Here is a 20,166-nt window from a genome sequence, read left to right as displayed (position 1 = left end):
TTTAGTTCGACCCCGCGCCTAATCTGCTTTGCATTCACGTCATAGCGGCTTTCGAAAACCGGCATCTGGTGCAACGGGAAAAGCTGTCTAGATAGGGCTCAACAGACGGCGCAATCCCGCGCCAGAAAGGAGAGCCACATGTCCCTCATCACCACACTCAAGGATCAAGCCCGCAAGCGCGCAGCCTACCGCCGGACCGTGTCCGAGATTAGAAAGCTGCCCCTCGACGTGGCCCTCGATCTCGACATCGACCGCGCCGATGCCAAGCGGATCGCAAGCCGCGCCGTCTACGGCTAAGCGAGGCTAGGACCGCGCCCGCCGGATCAACGCCTCGTTGACATCCGGCGGCACGAATTTCGACACATCCCCCCCAAGCCGGGCGATCTCCTTAACCAGTTTCGAGGCGATCGCCTGGTGTTCGGCCTCGGCCATCATGAACACCGTCTCGATGCTGTCGTCGAGCTTTCGGTTCATGCCGACCATCTGATATTCATACTCGAAATCCGCAACGGCCCTGAGGCCGCGAATGATGATCTGCGCGCCCACATCGCTGGCGCAGTCGATCAGCAGGTTCTCGAACGGATGGGCCACGATCTCGACCCCGTTTTCGGCGCTGATCTGCGCGCATTGCGCCTCGACCATGGCGACCCGCTCATCCAGATCAAACATCGGCCCCTTGTCGCGGTTGATCGCAACCCCAATCACCAGCCGGTCCACCAGAAGCATCGCCCGCCGGATGATATCAAGATGCCCAAGCGTGATCGGATCGAAAGTGCCGGGATAAAGACCAATGCGCATGGGTCGTCCTTGAACGTCACAAAGAAGTGGCCCCACGCAACATTATTGCGCAACTAATGGCAAGCGGTAAAAGCGGATCAATGTCCCATGATCATGCTCTCAAGCGCGGTCTTCTCGCCTTCGAGCTCTGACAGACGCGCCTTGACGACATCTCCGATGGAAATCAGCCCGACCATCGTCTCACCGTCCATCACCGGGATATGGCGAAACCGCCCATCCGTCATCTGGCCAAGCACGGCATCCGTCGTATCATCCGGAGCGCAGGTCGTCGGGTTCTTCGTCATCATGTCGCCCGCCGTCTCCATCAGGCACTCCGTGCCGCGCTTGCCGATCTCCCGGACGATATCCCGTTCGGACAGGATCCCGTCCGCCCGCGCCCCGTCGCCCGAGACGACAACGGTCCCGATCCGCTTCTCCGACAGCATCTTCACCACATCCGATACGGTGTGATCGGGCCGGACGGTGACGACGTCGTCGCTCCCCTTCATCTTCAGGATCTGTTTGACGAGCATGGGCTCCTCCTCTCAAGGCCGTATCCCTTGACCCCAGCGTCAACTCCCGCGAGCGCCCTGTCAAGCGCGGCCCCTTGTTCCTCCGGGCGCCCCGCGACTATGGTCGCGCAAATTGCACGCACGGGAGGATATCATGCAGGACCTGACCCACTACATCGGCGGCAGCCATGTCGCCGGAACATCGGGCCGCTTCGCCGATGTCTTCAACCCCGCCACGGGCGAGGTTCAGGCCCGCGTCCCGCTCGCCTCCTCGGACGAGATGGACCGTGCCGTCCAGATCGCCGCCGAGGCGCAGCCCGCCTGGGCCGCCACCAATCCGCAACGTCGCGCCCGCGTTCTGATGCAATTCGTCCACCTTTTGAACCGCGACATGGACAAGCTGGCCGAGGCGCTCTCCCGCGAGCATGGCAAGACCCTGCCCGACGCCGCAGGCGACGTGCAGCGCGGCCTCGAAGTCGTCGAATACTGCATCGGTGCGCCGCAAATGCTGAAGGGAGAGTTCACCGACAGCGCCGGCCCCGGCATCGACATGTATTCCATGCGCCAACCGCTCGGCGTCACCGCCGGGATCACGCCCTTCAATTTCCCCGCCATGATCCCGATGTGGATGTTCGCCCCCGCCATTGCGTGTGGCAATGCCTTCATCCTCAAACCGTCCGAACGCGACCCGTCCGTCCCCCTCATGCTGGCCGAGCTGATGGAGGAAGCGGGCCTGCCCAAGGGCATCCTGCAGGTCGTCAACGGCGACAAAGAGGCGGTCGACGCCATCCTTCATCACCCCGTCATCCAGTCGGTGGGCTTCGTTGGCTCCACCCCGATCGCTGAATATATCTACTCGACCGGCTGCGCGAACGGCAAACGCGTCCAGTGCTTTGGCGGCGCCAAGAACCACATGATTGTCATGCCCGACGCCGATCTGGACCAGGCCGCCGACGCGCTCATTGGCGCAGGCTACGGCGCCGCGGGCGAGCGCTGTATGGCGATCTCGGTCGCCGTCCCCGTGGGCGACGAGACGGCCGACCGCCTCATCGACAAGCTCGCCCCCCGGATCGAAGCGCTCAAGGTCGGCCCCTACACCTCCGGCACCGATGTCGATTACGGCCCTGTCGTCACTGCCGCCGCCAAGCAGAATATCGAACGACTCGTCCAGTCCGGCCTCGATGCAGGCGCCAAGCTCGTCGTCGATGGCCGCAATTTCAGCCTTCAGGGCTACGAAGACGGCTTCTTTCTCGGCCCCCACCTCTTCGATCACGCGACCCGCGACATGGAGATCTACCAAAAGGAAATCTTCGGCCCTGTCCTGACCACCGTGCGTGCCCAGACCTATGAAGAGGCTCTGACGCTCGCCATGGACCATGAATACGGCAACGGCACCGCAATCTTCACCCGCGACGGAGACGCCGCCCGCGATTTCGCAAACCGCGTCAATGTCGGCATGGTCGGCATCAACGTCCCCATCCCCGTCCCGCTCGCCTATCACACCTTCGGCGGCTGGAAGAAATCGGCCTTCGGAGACCTCAACCAACACGGCCCCGACGCTTTCAAGTTCTACACCCGAACCAAAACCGTCACCGCCCGCTGGCCCTCCGGCATTAAAGAAGGCGGCGAATTCTCGATCCCTGTGATGGAGTAAACGTCAACGTCATTGCACCAGCGATGACGCGTGCCGGTAAGCGGTTGCGAAGCAACTGCGGCGGACACCCGGTCGCAATCCTGGGTGCACCGCCAGACACCCCCGTACCACCAGAACTCCGGGCTCCGCCCATTCGAGTCTCGATCTCTCCTCCGAAGAGATCCCCGCCCGCAGCGGAGTGACCTTCACTCCTCCCGATGCGCCGCCGCCTTTTCCGGATCGTAATGGCGGCTCCCCCGCCCGAGGATCCCGCGAAATCGGCCCGCCGCATAGCCGAACTTGTAGACCGCCTTCGCCGCATGCCGCCGACCAAGCAGAGGCGAAACCGCCATCAGCACCACCCCCTCGATGGCCCGCGACAGCGACTGCGCGATCGCCTGCCCCGCAGGCTTGCGGTTCAGCACATAGGCATTCGTCGACTGATCGCGCGCCCGCCGGTAATGATAGCCCGCCTGCAACCGCCGCTCCGGGATCCGGTCATAGACCAAGGCCTCCGGCACCCACCCTGTCCGCGCTCCGGCGGCTGTGAAATCACGGCTAAATTTCGTGTCCGACCCACCTGTAAACTGCAACGCCTCGTCAAACCGCAGCCCGGTCTCGCGCACCTTGTCCAGCCGAACGCACCAATTGTTCGTGTAGATGTTGAACGCGTCATCCGTGCCCGCGCGCACCCCCTCGGCCCGCTGCAGGTTCCGCTTCTTTGCCCGCTCTTGCAGATGCTCCAGAAAGGCCGCCGGCCAGGCTCCAATGCGATCCTCGGCCGCCTCAAGCACCAATGGACCGCCCGCCAGATCCAGATCGCGCTCCGTCACCGCACCAATCATCCGGACGAGCCAATCCTCCGTCACACGCTCGTCGTCATCGACGAAGGTCATGTAATCGCAGCCTTTTTCCAGCGCGATCTGTAGCGCGCGGTTACGCACCATCGGGATCCCCGGACGCGGCTCGATGTCGAAGAGTACCTCTTCCGCCACCTGCCCCCGAAACGCTTCAACGATCTCCCCGACCGTCGGGGCCTCCCCGTTCTCCACGAACACAAACGTCACCTCGGCCCCCTCGGGCCGCGCCATCGCCGCGAAGGAGTCAAGCAAAACCCGGAACATATCCGGCCTCTTATGGGTGACGGCGGCAACGGCAATCTGGATCATCCCTTTCTCCTACAGTCCCCGAAAAAGAGCGCAACCCTTGCCCTCGGCGCGATCGCGGCCCATGAATTAAACAAGCGTTCAGTTTTACGGGGGAGGAGACGCCGTGGATTTCGGATTGAGCGAGGAGCAAACGGCCATCTTCGACATGGCCCGCGACGTCGCAAGCGAGCATATCGCCCCCCATGCCCGAACATGGGAAACGGACGGCACGATCCCTAAGGATCTCTGGCCCAAACTGGCCGAGCTGGGCTTCGCGGGCCTCTATGTGAGCGAGGATCGCGGCGGCTCGGGTCTCTCCCGGCTTGATGCGACGCTCGTCTTCGAGGCGCTCTCCATGGCCTGCCCCTCCGTCGCCTCCTTCCTGTCGATCCACAACATGTGCGCCAAGATGATCGACGCCTTCGGTTCGGACGCGCTCAAGGACCGCCTCCTGCCGCCCGCGCTGACGATGGAGACCATCCTCTCCTATTGCCTGACCGAACCCGGCTCCGGCTCGGACGCCGCCGCGCTCAAGACCCGCGCCGAGCGCACCAACGAAGGCTACACGCTGACCGGCACAAAGGCCTTCATCTCCGGCGGCGGCTATTCGGACGCCTATATCGTCATGGCCCGCACCGGCGAGGCGGGCCCCCGGGGCATCTCCGCTCTCATCGTCGAGGACGGCGCGGACGGACTTTCCTTCGGCGGGCTCGAAGACAAAATGGGCTGGCGCTCGCAACCCACCCGCCAGGTTCAGCTCGACGCCTGCAAGATCCCGGCCGAGAACCTTCTGGGCGAGGAAGGGCATGGCTTCCGCTACGCTATGATGGGCCTCGATGGCGGGCGCCTCAACATCGCCGCCTGCTCACTTGGCGCCGCCCAGGCCGCCCTCGATGCGACGCTCGCCTATATGGCCGAACGCACCGCCTTCGGTTCGAAACTTCAGGACTTCCAGGGTCTCCAGTTCCGCCTCGCCGATATGGAGATCGAACTTCAATCGGCCCGCACCTTCCTGCGCCAAGCCGCATGGAAACTCGACCAGAACACGCCCGATGCCACCAAATTCTGCGCCATGGCCAAGAAACAAGTGACCGAGGTCGGCAGCCGCGTCGCCGATCAGTGCCTGCAACTCCATGGCGGCTACGGCTATCTGGCCGATTACGGGATCGAGAAGATCGTTCGCGATCTGCGCGTCCACCAAATCCTCGAAGGCACGAACGAGATCATGCGCCTGATCACCGCGCGCCACCTTCTTAGCTAGACCCGCGCTGTCCCGGGCCTGACCCGGGACCTCCCGCTCAAAGGCAAGACCGCCCCATGCCCGATATCCTCATCCGCAAGACCGCCCGCGCGGGTCACATCACGCTCGACCGGCCAGAGGCCCTCAACGCCCTTACCTGGGAGATGTGCCGCGCCATCGACACCGCGCTCGAGGACTGGCGCAGCGATCCCGACATCGCCCTTGTTCTGATCGACGCCGCAGGCAACCGCGCCTTCTGCGCCGGCGGCGACATCGCCGAGATGTACGAAGCCGGCCAGCGCGGAGACTTCGACTACGGCGCGCAGTTCTGGGCCGACGAATACCGCCTCAACCTCAAACTCTCCCGCTACGACAAACCCATCGTCAGCTTCCTGCACGGCTTCACCATGGGCGGCGGCGTCGGCATCGGCTGCCACGGCTCGCACCGCATCGTCTGCGAGAGCAGCCGCATCGCGATGCCCGAATGCGGCATCGGCCTTATCCCCGATGTCGGCGGCTCGCTGCTGCTGGCGCGTGCACCGGGCCGCCTTGGCCTCTATCTCGGCCTCACCGGCGCCCGCATGTCGCCCGGGGATGCAATCCAGTGCGGCTTTGCCGATCACTTCCTCCCCGAAGACAGCTGGCCCGCGCTGAAAACCACCCTCAGCGACACCGGCGACATCGCCGCCCTCCAACCCGAGACGCCGCCGCCCTCGGATCTCGCCAAAAACCAGCCCCAGATCGACACCCTCTTCGAAGCCAGCACCGTCGAGCTGATCCTCGACGCCCTGGACGCCGCAGGCACCGACCTCGCCGAAAAGACCGCTGCCCAGATCCGCAGGAACTCGCCGCTCTCCATGGCCTGCGCGCTCACGCTGATCACCCGCCTCACCGAGAGCTCGACGCTGGCCGAGGCGCTGAACTGGGAATACCGCTTCACCTCCCGCGCGGCCCGCTACGGCGATTTCCTTGAAGGCATCCGCGCGGCCATCATCGAAAAAGGCAGCACCCCGAACTGGCGCCATCCCATCGGCGGCATTAGCGGAGACGATCTGGCCCGCATGCTCGCGCCCGTCCCGAACCCGCCTATCGCAGAAGGAGACATCCCATGAAAATCGGCTTCATCGGCCTAGGCAATATGGGCGCTCCCATGGCCCGCAACCTGATCGCGGCGGGCCACGACGTCACCGGCTTCGATCTGGCCGCGACCCCCGAGGGCATCACAATGGCCCATTCCCTCACAGAGGCTGCCGACGGCGCGGAAATCGTAATCACCATGCTCCCGAACGGAGAGATCCTGCGGCAGGTCGCGAGCGACCTCCTCACTCATATGAGCCCCGGCAGTATCCTCCTCGATTGCTCCACCGTTGACGTCGCCAGCGCCCGCGCTGTCGCCGACCAAACCGGGACCAAAGGCATCCCCAGCCTCGACGCTCCCGTCTCTGGCGGCGTCGGCGGCGCGACCGCAGGCACGCTCACCTTCATGGTCGGCGGCCCGGACGACGCCTTCGCCAAGGCCAAGCCACTCTTCGACATCATGGGCCAGAAAGCCGTCCATTGCGGCCCGTCCGGCAACGGTCAGGCCGCTAAGATCTGCAACAATATGATCCTCGGCGTCACGATGATCGCCACCTGCGAGGCCTTCGCGCTCGCCGACAAGCTCGGCCTCGACCGGCAAGCCATGTTCGACGTCGTCTCGACCTCCTCGGGCTATTCCTGGTCAATGAACGCCTATTGCCCCGCCCCCGGGATCGGTCCGCAAAGCCCGGCGGATAACGATTACATACCCGGTTTCGCGTCCGAGCTGATGCTCAAGGACCTCCGCCTCAGCCAGCAGGCCGCCGAAGATGCCGATGCTGACACGCCCATCGGGCAGGCTGCCACAAATCTCTATGCCCAATTCGTAGAAGACGAAAATGGCAAGGGGCAGGATTTCAGCGCGATGCTCCCGAGGTTCGAAAGCAGATCCCGCAGCTGACCGGCGGGTCAAGGCAGCCGCAGGCTCCGCGCGCCAGCGCGGCTTGGCCTTGACGCGCTGGTCAGCGGCAAGACCCTCGATCTGGCCTGTTTGATGGCAGACCTGCCAGCAAACGGCCTCTCAGCAAAACCCACTCAAAAGCAAACCGCGCGCCCGTCAAAAACAAGGCGTCACGCCGCCCTCCCGTTATAAAGAAAAATGCGCGGTAGCGCCCCTTTAGGCTTTGCTCTGCAAAACCGCCCCGCAAACCCGATCAAACGGCCTCAACCGGCGGTTAGACGCCGAATTTCTCTGCTGACGACCGGCCACATCTTGCATCCTCGCCTGCCGACCCCAGCTTTCCTTACAGAAACGCTAGGAAAAGGAACCTCATATGCAAGACCCCGCCGACACCAACAAAACCAGCCTCACGACCTGGATGAAATCCGATCTCACGATCACCGCGCCGGGCTGGGCCTATGCCGCCGCCGGACTGGTCGCCCTGGTGCTGCTCGGGGTCGCTCTCGACTGACATGCGCACTCGACGGCCCAAGCAAGCGCGGCGGATCACTCCGCCGCCATCTTGCGCGCGGTCAGCATCGGCTTGAGGTAGTGCCCCGTATGGCTCTCCTCGACCTCGGCCACCTGCTCGGGCGTGCCGACGGCGACCAGAGTGCCGCCGCCATCGCCGCCCTCGGGGCCGATATCGATGATCCAGTCGGCGGTCTTCACCACGTCGAGGTTATGTTCGATCACAACAACCGTATTGCCCTGCTCGACCAGCTCGTGCAGCACCTCGAGCAGCTTGCGCACGTCCTCGAAATGCAGACCCGTCGTCGGCTCATCGAGGATGTACAAAGTCCGCCCAGTCGATCGCTTGGCCAGCTCCTTTGATAGCTTCACCCGCTGCGCCTCGCCGCCCGACAGCGTCGTCGCCTGCTGGCCCACCTTGATGTAGCCCAGCCCCACGCGCACCAGCGCATCCATCTTCTCGCGGATAGACGGCACCGCCTTAAAGAAGTCCTGCGCATCCTCGACGGTCATATCCAGCACATCGGCAATCGACTTGCCCTTGAACTTGATCTCCAGCGTTTCGCGGTTGTAGCGCGCCCCGTTGCAGGTCTCGCAGGTCACGTAGACATCCGGCAAAAAGTGCATCTCGATCTTGATGACCCCGTCGCCCTGACACGCCTCGCAGCGCCCGCCCTTGACGTTGAAGCTGAACCGCCCCGGCTTGTAGCCGCGCGCCTTTGCTTCGGGCAGGCCCGCGAACCAGTCGCGGATCGGAGTGAACGCCCCGGTATAGGTCGCGGGGTTCGACCGGGGCGTGCGCCCGATGGGCCGCTGGTCGATGTCGATCACCTTGTCCAGATGCTCCAGCCCCTTGATCGTCTCGCAAGGCGCGGGCGTCTGCCGCGCTCCATTCAGCTGCATCGAGGCTGTCTTGAACAGCGTCTCGATGGTCAACGTCGATTTGCCCCCGCCCGAAACACCGGTGACGCAAACGAACTTGCCCAGCGGGAAATCGACCGTCACGTCCTGCAAATTGTTCCCGGTCGCCTTCTTGACCGTGACCTTCTTCTTGTTGCCCTTGCGGCGGGTGCCCGGCACCTCGATCTCGCGCCGCCCGGCCAGATAGTCGCCGGTCACGCTGTCTTCCTGCGCCATGATCTCGGACGGCGTGCCGTGGGCCACCACCTGCCCGCCATGCACCCCGGCTCCGGGGCCGATATCGAAGACGTAATCAGCCTCGCGGATCGCCTCCTCGTCATGTTCGACGACGATCACCGTATTGCCCTGATCCCGCAGGTTCTTAAGCGTCGTCAAAAGCCGGTCATTGTCCCGCTGATGCAGCCCGATGGACGGCTCGTCCAGTACGTAAAGAACCCCGGTCAAACCAGACCCAATCTGCGAGGCGAGCCGGATACGCTGGCTTTCCCCGCCTGACAGCGTCCCGGCATTCCGGCTCAGCGTCAGATATTCAAGCCCCACATTGTTCAGGAACCCAAGCCGCTCGCGGATCTCCTTCAGGATCGCCCGCGCGATCTCGTTTTTCTGCGCCGTCAACGCTTCGGGAACGGCCTGACACCACTCGAATGCCTCGCGGATCGACATCTGCACGACCTGCCCCACATGCAAACCAGCGATCTTGACCGCCAACGCCTCAGGCCGCAGCCGGTAGCCATCGCACGTCCCGCAAGAGCGGTTGTTCTGGTAGCGCTCGAACTCCTCGCGGATCCAGTTGGAATCCGTCTCGCGATAGCGCCGCTCCATATTGGGGATCACCCCCTCAAAGGCGCGCTTGACCTGATAGACCCGGCCCCCCTCGTCATAGCGGAACTGGATCTCCTCATCGCCAGAGCCGCGCAAAAAGACCTGCTGCACCTTCTCCGGCAGATCCTTCCACCGTGCATTCTTGTTGAACTTGTAATGCTTGGAAATCGCCTCGATCGTCTGAAGGAAATACGGGCTCTTGCCCTTTCGCCACGGCGCCAAAGCTCCGTCCGAGATCTTGAGCGTCACATCCGGCACCACCAGCCGCTCGTCGAAAAACAGCTCCACCCCCAACCCGTCGCAGGACGGGCACGCCCCGAACGGCGCGTTGAAGGAAAAGAGCCGCGGCTCGATCTCGGGGATCGTAAAACCGCTGACCGGACAGGCGAAATTCTCGGAAAACGTGATCCGCTCCGGCTCGCCCTCGCCCTCGCTCGGCGCCGTCTCGAGGATCGCGATCCCGTCCGCCAGATCCAGCGCTGTCCGAAACGAATCCGCCAGCCGCGTCTCCAGCCCCTCGCGGATCACGATCCGGTCGACCACCACGTCGATATCGTGCCGGAACTTCTTGTCGAGGGTCGGCGGCTCGTCCAGCTCGTAGAACTCCCCGTCGACCTTGACCCGCTGAAACCCCTGCTTGCGCAGCTCCAGAAACTCCTTGCGGTACTCGCCCTTCCGGTCGCGGATAATCGGCGCGAGCAGATAGCCGCGCGTGCCCTCCTCCATCGCCATGGTCCGATCGACCATGTCCTGCACCTGCTGCGCCTCGATAGGCAGCCCGGTGGCGGGCGAATAAGGCGTGCCGACCCGCGCAAAGAGCAAGCGCATATAATCGTAGATCTCGGTCACCGTCCCCACGGTCGATCGCGGGTTCTTCGACGTCGTCTTCTGCTCGATGGAAATGGCCGGCGACAGGCCCGAGATGTGATCCACATCCGGCTTTTCCATCATGTCGAGGAACTGCCGCGCATAGGCGCTCAGGCTCTCCACATACCGCCTCTGCCCTTCGGCATAGACCGTATCAAAGGCCAGCGACGACTTGCCCGACCCGCTAAGCCCGGTAATCACCACAAGCTCGTCGCGGGGAATATCGACATCGATGTTCTTGAGATTGTGCTCGCGCGCGCCGCGAACCTCGATCTTTTTCAGCTCTGGCATCTCGGCCCCCGGGTCCCGTGTCAGCTTAACCAGATAGGGGCTGGGGCCGGATTCTCCAATCGAAAAATGAGAACGAAAAGCGAACTAGACGTAACGCTCCTGACGCCTGCGGACAGAAAGAGCAAGATGCGCCAGACCGCCTGCCACCAGCGCCAGCGCAAGACCGATCATCATCGCGCCCGCTCCCCCGGCGGCCAGAACGACAAAGAGCAGCGGCGTGCCGATCGTGTTGCCGATATTGCCGGTCTGCGCCATCGCTCCGTTGGCCTTCGCGCGCGCATCTGTCGCCTCATTGAGCTGCGGTACCGCTGCAAAGCTGGCCCCCTGAATCAGCCCCAGCGACGCCGCAAAGGCCAAGCACAGGACCGGATCCCCCGGAAAGACCGCCAGCGCGACCGCACAGACCGCCGAGGCCGCAAAGCCCAGCAAAACAACCCGGATCGCAGGCCACCACCGCAGCAAAAAGACCCCAAGCGTCAGCGACGAGACGATGGAGATCAGCGGCAGCGCGATCATCACAGGCGCCCGCACGGCTTCGTCGATGAAGGGCGGCACGAGCGTCAGGAAACTGACGAAACAGAATGTATAAAAGAGCCATCCGATACCCGGCGCGCTGATCCACGGCGAGGCGTAGATCCTCCCATGCGTCCGCAGCATATGGCGCAAGGACAGCTGCGGCCGCACCCGCGCGCCATCCGCAGGAACCAGCCAAAGCACCGCGACCGCAAAAACCGCCATATAGATCCCGTGCGCGCCCATCAGCGCCGCAACCCCGCTGCGTTCGGCCAACGGAACCCCCAGAAACGACAGCAGCGCGAAGGCCACCCCGAAAAACGAGCCCCACAGCGTCAGCGCCGCGCCGCTGTCCCGGGGCGTCGCCAGCCGCGCGATCAGGGTCGGCGCGGCCACCACGATCGCCAGATGCGACAACCCTTCGATCAGGCGCGAGACCAGAAACATCTCAAAGCTCGGCAGCGTCGCCTGATAAAGCGACACTGCCGCCCCGACGAACAGCCCGCCGATCAAGGTCCGTCTTAACCCCGCTCCGGCGACCAGCAATCCGGCCACGACGCCCAAAACGATCCCCGTCGCGCCGACCAGCGAAACGGTCAGCCCAATGGCCTTGCCCGCCTCGGGATAAAGCGCGGGCAGCCGGTCGAAGACGACGCTCATCTTGCCATATTGCGCCGCAGCCCCGAGCCCGGCGAGCCAAAGCAGGAAGATGATAGGCCAAGAGGTCCGCTCGGTCTGCATGACAGCTACCTGCGCCCACGACACGGCGCCGTCAATCGCACCCTTGACCCAGGGCCAACAAAAAAGGACCGCCGGTCTCCCGGCGGCCCCCTCCAAGCGTTCAGGCTTGTTTAGAAGCGGTAGGACAGACGCGCACTGACGGTCTGGTAATCCACGTCAGCATCGGTGTCGTCGAACTCGTTGAAGTCATGCTGCATGTATTCCACGCCCAGCATGATCCGCTCGGTCACGAGGAAATCTGCACCGGCACCAAAGGCGATCCCGGTATCAGAGACGTCCTCATCATCGGCTTCGATGTCGAGATAAGCCAGACCGGCCGTACCATAAAGCATCGTGCGACCCAGCTGGTAGCCAGCCCGGCCCATAACACGTGCACCGAAGTTGATCTCGGCATCCGCGTCAGCGCCATCCGTGGCTTCCGCACCGATCTCGCTTTCGCCAAAGAACAGGGCGACCTCGGGGCCGTAAACGAAGTTATTGTTCACGAAGTTATAACCGCCGTGGATCTGATAGGCGCCAGCCGTATCGTCATCATCGAAGTTCTCGAAGAGAAGCTCGGCTTCGTCCTGAATGTCCTCGTCGTCACCGTCTGCGGTGAACGTACCACTGCCCAGGCCGGCACCGACATAGGCGCCCGAGAAATCCCAGATCGGGGCAACAGGCGCGACCGGAACCGGCGCTGCGATGATCGGCTCGGGGGCCGGCTCCACCAAACCGCCTGCAAAGACAGGGGCGGACATCAGTGTGACCATGGCGGTCAGGGTAGTCAGGCGACGCGTTTGAATGCGCATTTTATGTGCTCCTTTTTCGGCACGATTATTTGTACCGATTAGTTTGGTTACTGCCGCAGCGACTTAAAAGAGCGGGCCAGACAAATTGCCATTCACGCCAATGAGACCGGTGTCTTTCAGCGCAAAAGGGCCGAGCATCGGCCAAGCTTCGCTGATATAGGCGTGAGCATGTTTCAGCCCCGAAAGCAGACGTGAGGCAGTGGGAACGGTCCTCTCAAGGTCCGGAAAACATGACTTTTCTCTATCTTCCCAAGGCTTAGCCGTCTGTGCAAGGATCGCCACAGGAGAGGGAGAAAGGAGTTTTTCAGATGTTTGATTTCAAACCGACATATGTTGTGACCATAGCGGGCCCTGGGGCGGGTCTTGAAAAAAGGCGCGGCCCGCCAGTGCCAATGCGCGATGCAGATCCGTCACACTCCGCCGAACGGAGGGTCGGATGAGCGGCGTTACGACTCAGCCATGGATGGCGTTTATCGATCTGATCGCCGGATCGAACCTGGCCTATGGCGGCGTGCTGGCGCTCCATATCTTTTCCATGGCCGCGCTCATCGGCAGCGCGCTTGCCCTTGATCTAAGGCTCCTGCGCATCTCGCACATTGCCACGATCGAAGAGATGGCGGGCCATATCAGGCCGATCTGGCTCGTCAGCATCGCCATCGCCATCCTGACAGGTCTGCTGCTGTTCCTGATCGACCCCGCCGCCTTCACCGGCAACGGCTGGTTCATCGCCAAGATCGCGCTTCTGGGCGGCATCGTCTTGAATGCCATGGTGCATGCCCGGATCACCGTGCTCAGCTCCTGGACCCAATGGCGCGCGGGCTTCGTCTCAGCAGTTCTCTGGCCCGCCCTGACCCTGGCCGCCGTGATGTCGGGACAGGACGACCGGCCCGGCACCGATATCATCACTGATACCGAGCTGCCGGTCCTGATCGGCGAGTTGGATCAGAAGTGGATCGCCCGTCCGTAAGCGTCGAGCACGCTTTCATGCATCATCTCGCTCAGCGTCGGATGGGGGAAGACCGTCTCCATCAGGTCTTCCTCCGTCGTCTCAAGCTGCCGCCCCACGACATAGCCCTGAATGAGCTCCGTCACTTCGGCGCCGACCATATGGGCGCCCAATAGCTCTCCGGTCTTGGCGTCAAAGATCGTCTTGACCATCCCTTCCGGCTCTCCCAGCGCAATCGCCTTGCCGTTACCGATGAAAGGGAAGTGCCCGACCTTGATCTCGTGGCCCTTCTCCTTGGCCTGCTCTTCGGTAAACCCGACAGAGGCGACCTGCGGGTGACAATAGGTGCAGCCCGCAATCGCCTCCTTGCGCACGGGATGGACGTTGTTCTTGCCCGCGATCAGCTCGGCCACCATGACACCTTCATGGCTCGCCTTGTGCGCCAACCAAGGTGCGCCTGCGATATCGCCGATGGCGTAAAGTCCCTCGACCCCGGTGCGGCAGTATTCGTCCGTTACGACATGGGATTTCTCGACCGTCACGCCCGCCTCCTCAAGGCCCAGACCCTCGGTATTGCCGACAATGCCGACTGCTGAAATTACCGTGTCGTAGTCGTGCTTTTCCACCTTGCCGCCGCTCTCGATACTGGCCGTCACCTTGTCCTTGCCGCGCTTCAGCTCCTTGACGATGGCCTTGGGCAGGATCGTCATCCCCTGCTTCTCGAACTGCTTCTTAGCGAAGTCCGAGATCTCGGCATCCTCGACCGGCAGGATCCGGTCCATCACCTCGACCACCGTCGTCTCGGCACCCAGCGTGTTGTAGAAGCTGGCGAATTCGATCCCGATTGCGCCCGATCCGATGACCAGCAGCTTTTTCGGCATATGCGCCGGCTGCAGCGCATGTTTGTAGTTCCAGACCCGCTTGCCGTCCGCCTCCAGCCCCGGCAGATCCCGCGCCCGCGCGCCCGTAGCGAGAATCACGTTCTTGGCCGACAGCGCCTCCTCGCCCTTGTCGGTCTTCACGCTGACCTTGCCCTTGCCGGTCAGCCGCGCCTCGCCCATCACGACGGCGACCTTGTTCTTCTTCATCAGGTGGCCAACTCCTTGATTAAGCTGCTTGGCCACATCCCGCGACCGTTTGACCACCGCATCGAGGTCATATCCGATCCCGTCCGCCTTCAACCCGAACTCCTTGGCGCGGTGCATCAGGTGAAACACCTCGGACGAGCGCAGCATCGCCTTGGTTGGAATGCAGCCCCAGTTCAGGCAGATCCCGCCCATATGCTCGCGCTCGATGATGCAGGTCTTCAGCCCTAGCTGACTGGCGCGAATAGCTGCCACATAGCCGCCCGGACCTGCGCCGATGACAATAAGATCATAGGATGTATCGGCCATGGCGCAGTCCTCGCAGCACAAGATTGTTTAACGTTGAACAAGTCCTGCCACAGCCCGCCCGGATTGTCACCCAGCGGACGGTCAGCCCCTCGTTCCAATGCTGAAAGATGCGTCTTACGCCGGCTCCTTCAAGGCCCGCACCGTCGCACCATAGCCGCCCTCGTCCAGCCAACGCTTCTCGACCTCGGTCGTCTCGCGGCTGAGCGCCTCGTTGCGGAACGGGAACCGGCCGAAGCGGCGGATCACCTCGCGGTGCGCCTTTGCGTGCAAAAGGTTCGATGCGCCCTGATCCGGCATCCGCGTCAGGATCAGCCGTACGGCCCGGTCCTGATCGCACAGGTTTTCGGAATGCATCAAAGGAAGATAGAAAAACTGCCGCGCAGGCTCGTCGATCTTGAAATCCCATCCATGCCCGATCGCCGCTTTCGCCGCCGCGCGCGAGATCCGGTCGGTCGTGAACGCCTCCGCCTCACCGCGATGAATGTTGCGCGAAAACTGGTCGGTCAGGATCAGATATGCCAGCGTGCCGCTCGCATAGGTCAGCCATAGAGAAAACGCGCCCTCCTTGGCCTCCTCCAGCGCGTCTCCGAACCGATCCGTGATTTCGGTGTCGCGCGCGGCGTCGGCATCGTACCAACCGGAGGGGCCAACCTCGTCCAGCCAGTATCCCAGAACGTCGTCAGGGCGGGTCATCGCGAGCCTCGTTATCGCTGCGTCAGCACTATCTCAAAAACTGTTTCAGCATCCAAACCACCTGACAAGCCAATTGGTTGCCTTAGCGTTAAGCTGCATCTTCCCCGTCACTGAGCTCTGTCTCGATATAGACCTCCTGCGCCATATCCACAGCGACGGGCGACGCGGTGGCAAGAACCGGCGCATAGGGCGTCATTTCCTCCACCGGGGTGGCGCCCGGCCGCCGCGACATCCGCCAGGCGGCATAGCCCGCCAGCGACACCAGAAGCACCGCGATCAGAACGAAGAACCCCGCCGGGCCCAGAACGCTCATCAACCAACCGATGGCCAAAGGTCCCGAGATCGCTCCCACTCCGTTGATAAAGACCAGCCCGCCCGAGGCCGCAGCCATATCCTCGTGTTCGAGGAAATCGTTCGTATAGGCGATCAGCAGCGCATAAAGCGGGTTCGACGCGCCGCCGACTACAAAGGCGGCCATCAGCAGCACGCCGTAGCTTTGCCAGAAGATGAACCCGACGATGGCCGCCAGCCCTCCGACCGCCGACATCAGCAGGATCAGGAGCCGCCGGTCGATCCGGTCCGACAGCCATCCAATCGGCCATTGCGCGATCAGCGCCCCGATATAGAAGGCCGACACGAAAAGCGAGATCTGCGGCACGCTCAGCCCCGCCTCGGTCCCAAAGACCGCCGCCATCCCGAACTGCGCCGCAAAAATCCCGCCCATCAGGAACATGCCAACGCAGCCCAGGGGCGACGTGCCGATCAGCTCCCGCAGGCTCATCCGCTTGGCCGCGCCGAAGGCGGGCGTCGGTGAGATCGACAGAAGGATCGGCGCGAACGAGACCGAGACCAAGACCGAAGCCAGAATGAACAGCGCATAGCCCGACGCGTCGAAGCCGAAAAAGAGGTACTGCGCCAGCACGATCCCGGCCATCTGCACGATCATGTAGACCGACAGCGCCTTGCCCCGGTTGGAGTTGTCGGCGGCATTGTTCAGCCAGCTCTCAGCGGTCACGTACACGCCTGAAAAGCAGAACCCGATGATAATCCGCCCCACCGTCCAGGCAGGCCAGTAAGTCAGCGCCGGATAAAGGATCATCACCGCCGAGATCAGCGAGGCAAGCGCCGCAAAGACCCGCACATGGCCGACATTGCGGATCATCTGCGGCGTGAACCAAGAGCCGCCCAGAAAGCCGACGAAATAGGCCGACATAACGAGCGACATCTCGAATGTCGAAAACCCCTCGATCCCGCCGCGCACACCCAAAAGCGTACCCTGCAGACCGTTGCCCACCATCAGCATGAACATCCCCAAAAGGAGAGCCCAGCTCGAGCCGAGAACCTGTATCATGGCGTGGCCTTTCGCGGGCAGGTGTTCTCTTGCCGCCTATGCCCGCATCGCCATCAGGGCAAGGTCTGAAACGACGGTTTGCGGCTTGTTTTCGCCCCCCTTGTCCGGCGGCTATCGACTCAGTCTAGACCATGGTCCGTAAGCGACCGGTTAACGTCGCTCTCAGCCCATCGCGTCCGGCAGGACGGTGACGATCTGCGGGAAAACCGTGATCAGGATCACCCCCAGCAAAAGCAGCAGAAAGAACGGAAAAGCCGCCTTGGCGATGCGCAGGATATCGATCCCCGTCAGCCCCTGAATGACGAAGAGGTTGAACCCCACCGGCGGGGTGATCTGGCTCATCTCGACTACGATCACCAGATAGATCCCGAACCACAGCGGATCGATCCCCACGGCCGTGACCATCGGCATGATGATCGACGTCGTCAGCACGACGACCGAGATCCCGTCCAGAAAACAGCCCAGCAGGATGAAAAACAGCGTCAGCACCGCCAGCAGCGCATAAGGAGACAACCCGAACGTGCCGATCCACTCCGCAAGATTGCGCGGCAGGCCGGTGAACCCCATCGCCACCGACAGATAGGCTGCGCCCAGCAGGATCGCCGCGATCATGCAAGAGGTCCGCGTCGCCGACATCAGCGCCTCGAAAAACGCGCCCCATGAAAAGGTCCCCGACGCCCAGGCCAGCACCGTGGCCAACACGACACCCAACGCCGCTGCATCGGTCGGAGAGGCGATCCCGGTATAGATCGACCCGATCACTCCTCCGATCAGCAGTGCCACCGGAATCAGGTTGCGCGAGGCGCGGATCTTCTCGCGAAAGCTGGCCCTCAGCGTCTCGGTCGGGATCAGACCCGGATCGCTCCAGGCCCGCACCGCGACATAGCCCGCAAAAAGCAGCACCAGCATCAGGCCCGGCAGGATCCCCGCCACGAAAAGCCGCGCGATGCTCTGCTCAGTCGCCACGCCATAGACGATCAGGATAATCGAGGGCGGGATCAAAAGCCCCAGCGTGGCCGATCCCGCCAGCGTGCCCAGGATCAGCCCTTCGGGATAGCCGCGCTTGGTCAGCTCCGGCACCGACATCCGCCCAATGGTCGCCGCCGTCGCCGCCGAGGACCCCGAAACGGCGGCAAAGATAGCGCAGCCCAGAACGTTCACATGAAGCAAGCGCCCTGGCGCCTTCACCAGCCACGGCGCGAGCCCCGAGAACATATCTTCGGACAGCCGCGAGCGCAGCAGGATCTCTCCCATCAGAATGAAAAGCGGCAGCGCCGCCAGAGCCCAGCTGTGGCTATGCCCCCAAAGCGTCGTTGCAAGGATTAGCCCCGCAGGCGCGCCCGAGAACAGCGTGATCGCAACGAACGCGACCAGCCCCAACGCCACCGCGATCCAGACGCCCGAGGCGAGCAGCGCGAACAGCACACCCAGCAGAACCAAGGCGGTAACGGGATCGCTCACCTCAGATCTTCCACGCTTTGCAGGACCGAGGCTCTGCCGGACGGCGTACCAGCTCGATCGCGCTGTCCAAAGCCGCAACGGTGAACAGCCCCAGCCCCAGAACCAGTGGCACCTGCACGATCCAAAGCGGCACGGCCACGATCCCCGTCGAGGTATCGCCATAGCGCAGGCTCTCTTCGATCAGGCTGCCCGCGTAGAAACTCGCATAGCCCCCCGCCACCGCGACCAGCACCAGCACCGCCACGCCCAGCCAGCGCCGCACGCCCGGACCGAACCGGTCCGTGACCAGCGTCACCCGCACATGCGCCCCCTCCCGCAGCGTATGCGGCATCGCCAGAAACGTCGCCGCCGCCAGCATGAAGCCTGCGAAATCCGCATAGGACGGGATGGTCGAGGGCAGCACGGGCCCGAAAATCCGCGCCGACAGGTTCAGCAGGATCTGCGCGCTGATCAGCAGACAGATCCCAAGGATCATCGCACCGGCAACAAACCCGGCGCCGCGATAGACCCCATCGAGGATCCTGCGCATAAGGCCCGCCCTAGTTGCTCTGATAGCCCGTCAGGATCGACTTGGCCTGATCGGACGCCGCATCCTCCCAGGTCTCCAGCATCTGCGTGCCGACATCCAAAAGCTCGGCCATCAGCGCGTCGCTCGGCGCATAAACCTCGACGCCATTCTCGGCCAGCACCGCCGTCTTTTCCTCAGCCTCGGTCGCCGACATCTCCCAGCCGCGCTGCTCTGCCGCCGCCGCTGCGTCCATCACGGCAGCTTGAGTCGCCTCGTCCAGCCCGTCAAAGACCCGCTGATTCACCACCACGATGTTCTTGGGCAGCCACGCGTTGATCGGGCTGAAATGGCTCACGAAATCCCAGGCCGAGGAATTGGCTCCGGTCGAGGGCGACGTGATCATCGCCTCCACCTGCCCTGTTGAAAAGGCCTGCGGAATGTCCGGCGCTTCGACCTGCACGGGCGCCGCGCCCACGATCTGCGCGAATTCTTCCAGCGAGGCGTTATAGGCCCGGAACCGCAATCCCCCAAGCCCGTCCACGCCCGCGATCTCTCCATTCGTGTAGAGCCCCTGCGCAGGCCAAGGCACGGAAAAGAGCGGCATTAGACCCTCTTCGGCCAAAAGCTCCGTGATCACCGGCTTCTGCGCCTCCCACAGCTTCTGCGCCTGCTCGTAGCTGGTCGCCAGAAACGGCTGCGTGTCCAGACCGTAAGCCGCATCCTCGTTCGACAGACGGCTCAGCAGAAACTCCCCGATCGGCACCTGCCGCGAGCGCACGGCGTTCTTGATCTCCGCATGCGGAAAAAGCGATCCCGCCGAATGCACCGTGATATCCAAAGCGCCATCCGTCGCCTCCCTCAGATCATCGGCGAATTGCGCGATATTCTGCGTGTGGAAGGTGGCATCCCCATAAGGCGTCGGCATATCCCAGGCCTGAGCCAGGGCCCCGCCCGCGCTCAACATCATCCCCGCGGCGGCAGCGATCCAGGTCTTCATCATCGTCTCTCCTGTCGAACCGGGGCTCTGGCAGCGGCCCCCTTCCGGCACCTCGACGGGCACCGTCTCGCA

Annotated in this window: 19 protein-coding genes; 7 read left to right on the top strand and 12 right to left on the bottom strand. The window is 63.1% G+C overall.

Annotation, left to right across the window (positions count from 1 at the left end; genetic code table 11):
- Positions 1–138: 138 nt before the first annotated feature.
- Positions 139–297, top strand: coding sequence for a hypothetical protein (locus AAD018_RS13605; RefSeq protein ID WP_367314636.1), 159 nt, complete (start codon positions 139–141; stop codon positions 295–297).
- A gap of 6 nt (positions 298–303) precedes the next feature.
- Here AAD018_RS13605 and coaD read toward each other — a convergent pair whose 3' ends face one another.
- Positions 304–798, bottom strand: coding sequence for a pantetheine-phosphate adenylyltransferase (gene coaD, locus AAD018_RS13600; protein ID WP_367314635.1), 495 nt, complete (start codon positions 796–798; stop codon positions 304–306).
- Positions 799–875: 77 nt separating this feature from the next.
- Positions 876–1,310 (bottom strand): CBS domain-containing protein, encoded by a 435-nt coding sequence (locus AAD018_RS13595; protein ID WP_367314634.1) that lies wholly within the window; start codon positions 1,308–1,310, stop codon positions 876–878.
- Positions 1,311–1,443: 133 nt separating this feature from the next.
- Between AAD018_RS13595 and AAD018_RS13590 the strand changes: the two genes are divergently transcribed.
- Complete coding sequence (locus AAD018_RS13590) at positions 1,444–2,943, top strand: CoA-acylating methylmalonate-semialdehyde dehydrogenase (protein WP_367314633.1); 1,500 nt, start codon at positions 1,444–1,446, stop codon at positions 2,941–2,943.
- A gap of 185 nt (positions 2,944–3,128) precedes the next feature.
- Here the strand turns inward: AAD018_RS13590 and AAD018_RS13585 are convergent, their stop codons facing one another.
- Positions 3,129–4,091: a glycosyltransferase family 2 protein gene (locus AAD018_RS13585; protein ID WP_367314632.1), complete on the bottom strand. Its 963-nt coding sequence runs from the start codon at positions 4,089–4,091 to the stop codon at positions 3,129–3,131.
- Between the two features lie 103 nt (positions 4,092–4,194).
- On the opposite strand from AAD018_RS13585, the gene AAD018_RS13580 reads away from it, so the two are divergent.
- From AAD018_RS13580 to AAD018_RS13565, 4 genes are all read left to right on the top strand, one after another.
- Positions 4,195–5,331: an acyl-CoA dehydrogenase family protein gene (locus tag AAD018_RS13580; protein ID WP_367314631.1), complete on the top strand. Its 1,137-nt coding sequence runs from the start codon at positions 4,195–4,197 to the stop codon at positions 5,329–5,331.
- A 56-nt stretch (positions 5,332–5,387) separates the two neighbouring features.
- The gene (locus AAD018_RS13575) at positions 5,388–6,422 is read left to right on the top strand and encodes an enoyl-CoA hydratase/isomerase family protein (RefSeq protein ID WP_367314630.1); all 1,035 of its coding nucleotides are present in this window, start codon (positions 5,388–5,390) and stop codon (positions 6,420–6,422) included.
- Positions 6,419–7,288 (top strand): 3-hydroxyisobutyrate dehydrogenase, encoded by an 870-nt coding sequence (gene mmsB, locus AAD018_RS13570; protein ID WP_367314629.1) that lies wholly within the window; start codon positions 6,419–6,421, stop codon positions 7,286–7,288. The genes AAD018_RS13575 and mmsB overlap by 4 nt, the downstream gene beginning before the upstream one ends.
- Positions 7,289–7,661: 373 nt before the next feature.
- Positions 7,662–7,799 carry a hypothetical protein gene (locus AAD018_RS13565; RefSeq protein WP_367314628.1) on the top strand — a complete coding sequence of 46 codons (138 nt, stop codon included), beginning with the start codon at positions 7,662–7,664 and terminating at the stop codon, positions 7,797–7,799.
- 35 nt (positions 7,800–7,834) lie between these two features.
- On the opposite strand, the gene uvrA is transcribed toward AAD018_RS13565, so the two are convergent.
- From uvrA to AAD018_RS13550, 3 genes are all read right to left on the bottom strand, one after another.
- Entirely contained in the window at positions 7,835–10,699 is a 2,865-nt protein-coding gene (gene uvrA / locus AAD018_RS13560; RefSeq protein WP_367314627.1) for an excinuclease ABC subunit UvrA, read from the bottom strand.
- Between the two features lie 84 nt (positions 10,700–10,783).
- Complete coding sequence (locus AAD018_RS13555; protein ID WP_367314626.1) at positions 10,784–11,953, bottom strand: MFS transporter; 1,170 nt, start codon at positions 11,951–11,953, stop codon at positions 10,784–10,786.
- Between the two features lie 110 nt (positions 11,954–12,063).
- Positions 12,064–12,744, bottom strand: coding sequence for an outer membrane protein (locus tag AAD018_RS13550; protein ID WP_367314625.1), 681 nt, complete (start codon positions 12,742–12,744; stop codon positions 12,064–12,066).
- Positions 12,745–13,180: 436 nt separating this feature from the next.
- Here AAD018_RS13550 and AAD018_RS13545 point away from each other — a divergent pair, with 436 nt between their 5' ends.
- Entirely contained in the window at positions 13,181–13,711 is a 531-nt protein-coding gene (locus AAD018_RS13545) for a hypothetical protein (RefSeq protein ID WP_367314624.1), read from the top strand.
- Here AAD018_RS13545 and lpdA read toward each other — a convergent pair.
- The 6 genes from lpdA to AAD018_RS13515 all read right to left on the bottom strand — a co-directional run bounded on the left by lpdA (position 13,687) and on the right by AAD018_RS13515 (position 20,094).
- Complete coding sequence (lpdA, locus tag AAD018_RS13540) at positions 13,687–15,084, bottom strand: dihydrolipoyl dehydrogenase (protein WP_367314623.1); 1,398 nt, start codon at positions 15,082–15,084, stop codon at positions 13,687–13,689. The genes AAD018_RS13545 and lpdA overlap by 25 nt on opposite strands.
- 114 nt (positions 15,085–15,198) lie before the next feature.
- Entirely contained in the window at positions 15,199–15,777 is a 579-nt protein-coding gene (locus AAD018_RS13535; RefSeq protein ID WP_367314622.1) for a DUF924 family protein, read from the bottom strand.
- An 88-nt stretch (positions 15,778–15,865) separates the two neighbouring features.
- Positions 15,866–17,128: an MFS transporter gene (locus AAD018_RS13530; RefSeq protein ID WP_367314621.1), complete on the bottom strand. Its 1,263-nt coding sequence runs from the start codon at positions 17,126–17,128 to the stop codon at positions 15,866–15,868.
- Positions 17,129–17,290: 162 nt separating this feature from the next.
- Positions 17,291–18,589, bottom strand: coding sequence for a TRAP transporter large permease (locus tag AAD018_RS13525; protein ID WP_367314620.1), 1,299 nt, complete (start codon positions 18,587–18,589; stop codon positions 17,291–17,293).
- 1 nt (position 18,590) lies between these two features.
- Positions 18,591–19,118: a TRAP transporter small permease gene (locus AAD018_RS13520; RefSeq protein ID WP_367314619.1), complete on the bottom strand. Its 528-nt coding sequence runs from the start codon at positions 19,116–19,118 to the stop codon at positions 18,591–18,593.
- Between the two features lie 10 nt (positions 19,119–19,128).
- On the bottom strand, positions 19,129–20,094 hold the full coding sequence (locus tag AAD018_RS13515) for a TRAP transporter substrate-binding protein (RefSeq protein ID WP_367315195.1): 966 nt from the start codon (positions 20,092–20,094) through the stop codon (positions 19,129–19,131).
- Between the last annotated feature and the right edge of the window lie 72 nt (positions 20,095–20,166).

The organism is Aestuariibius insulae, assembly GCF_040783535.2.
Taxonomy (GTDB): Bacteria; Pseudomonadota; Alphaproteobacteria; order Rhodobacterales; family Rhodobacteraceae; genus Aestuariibius; species Aestuariibius insulae.
This window is presented reverse-complemented; position numbering and strand designations above follow the sequence as displayed.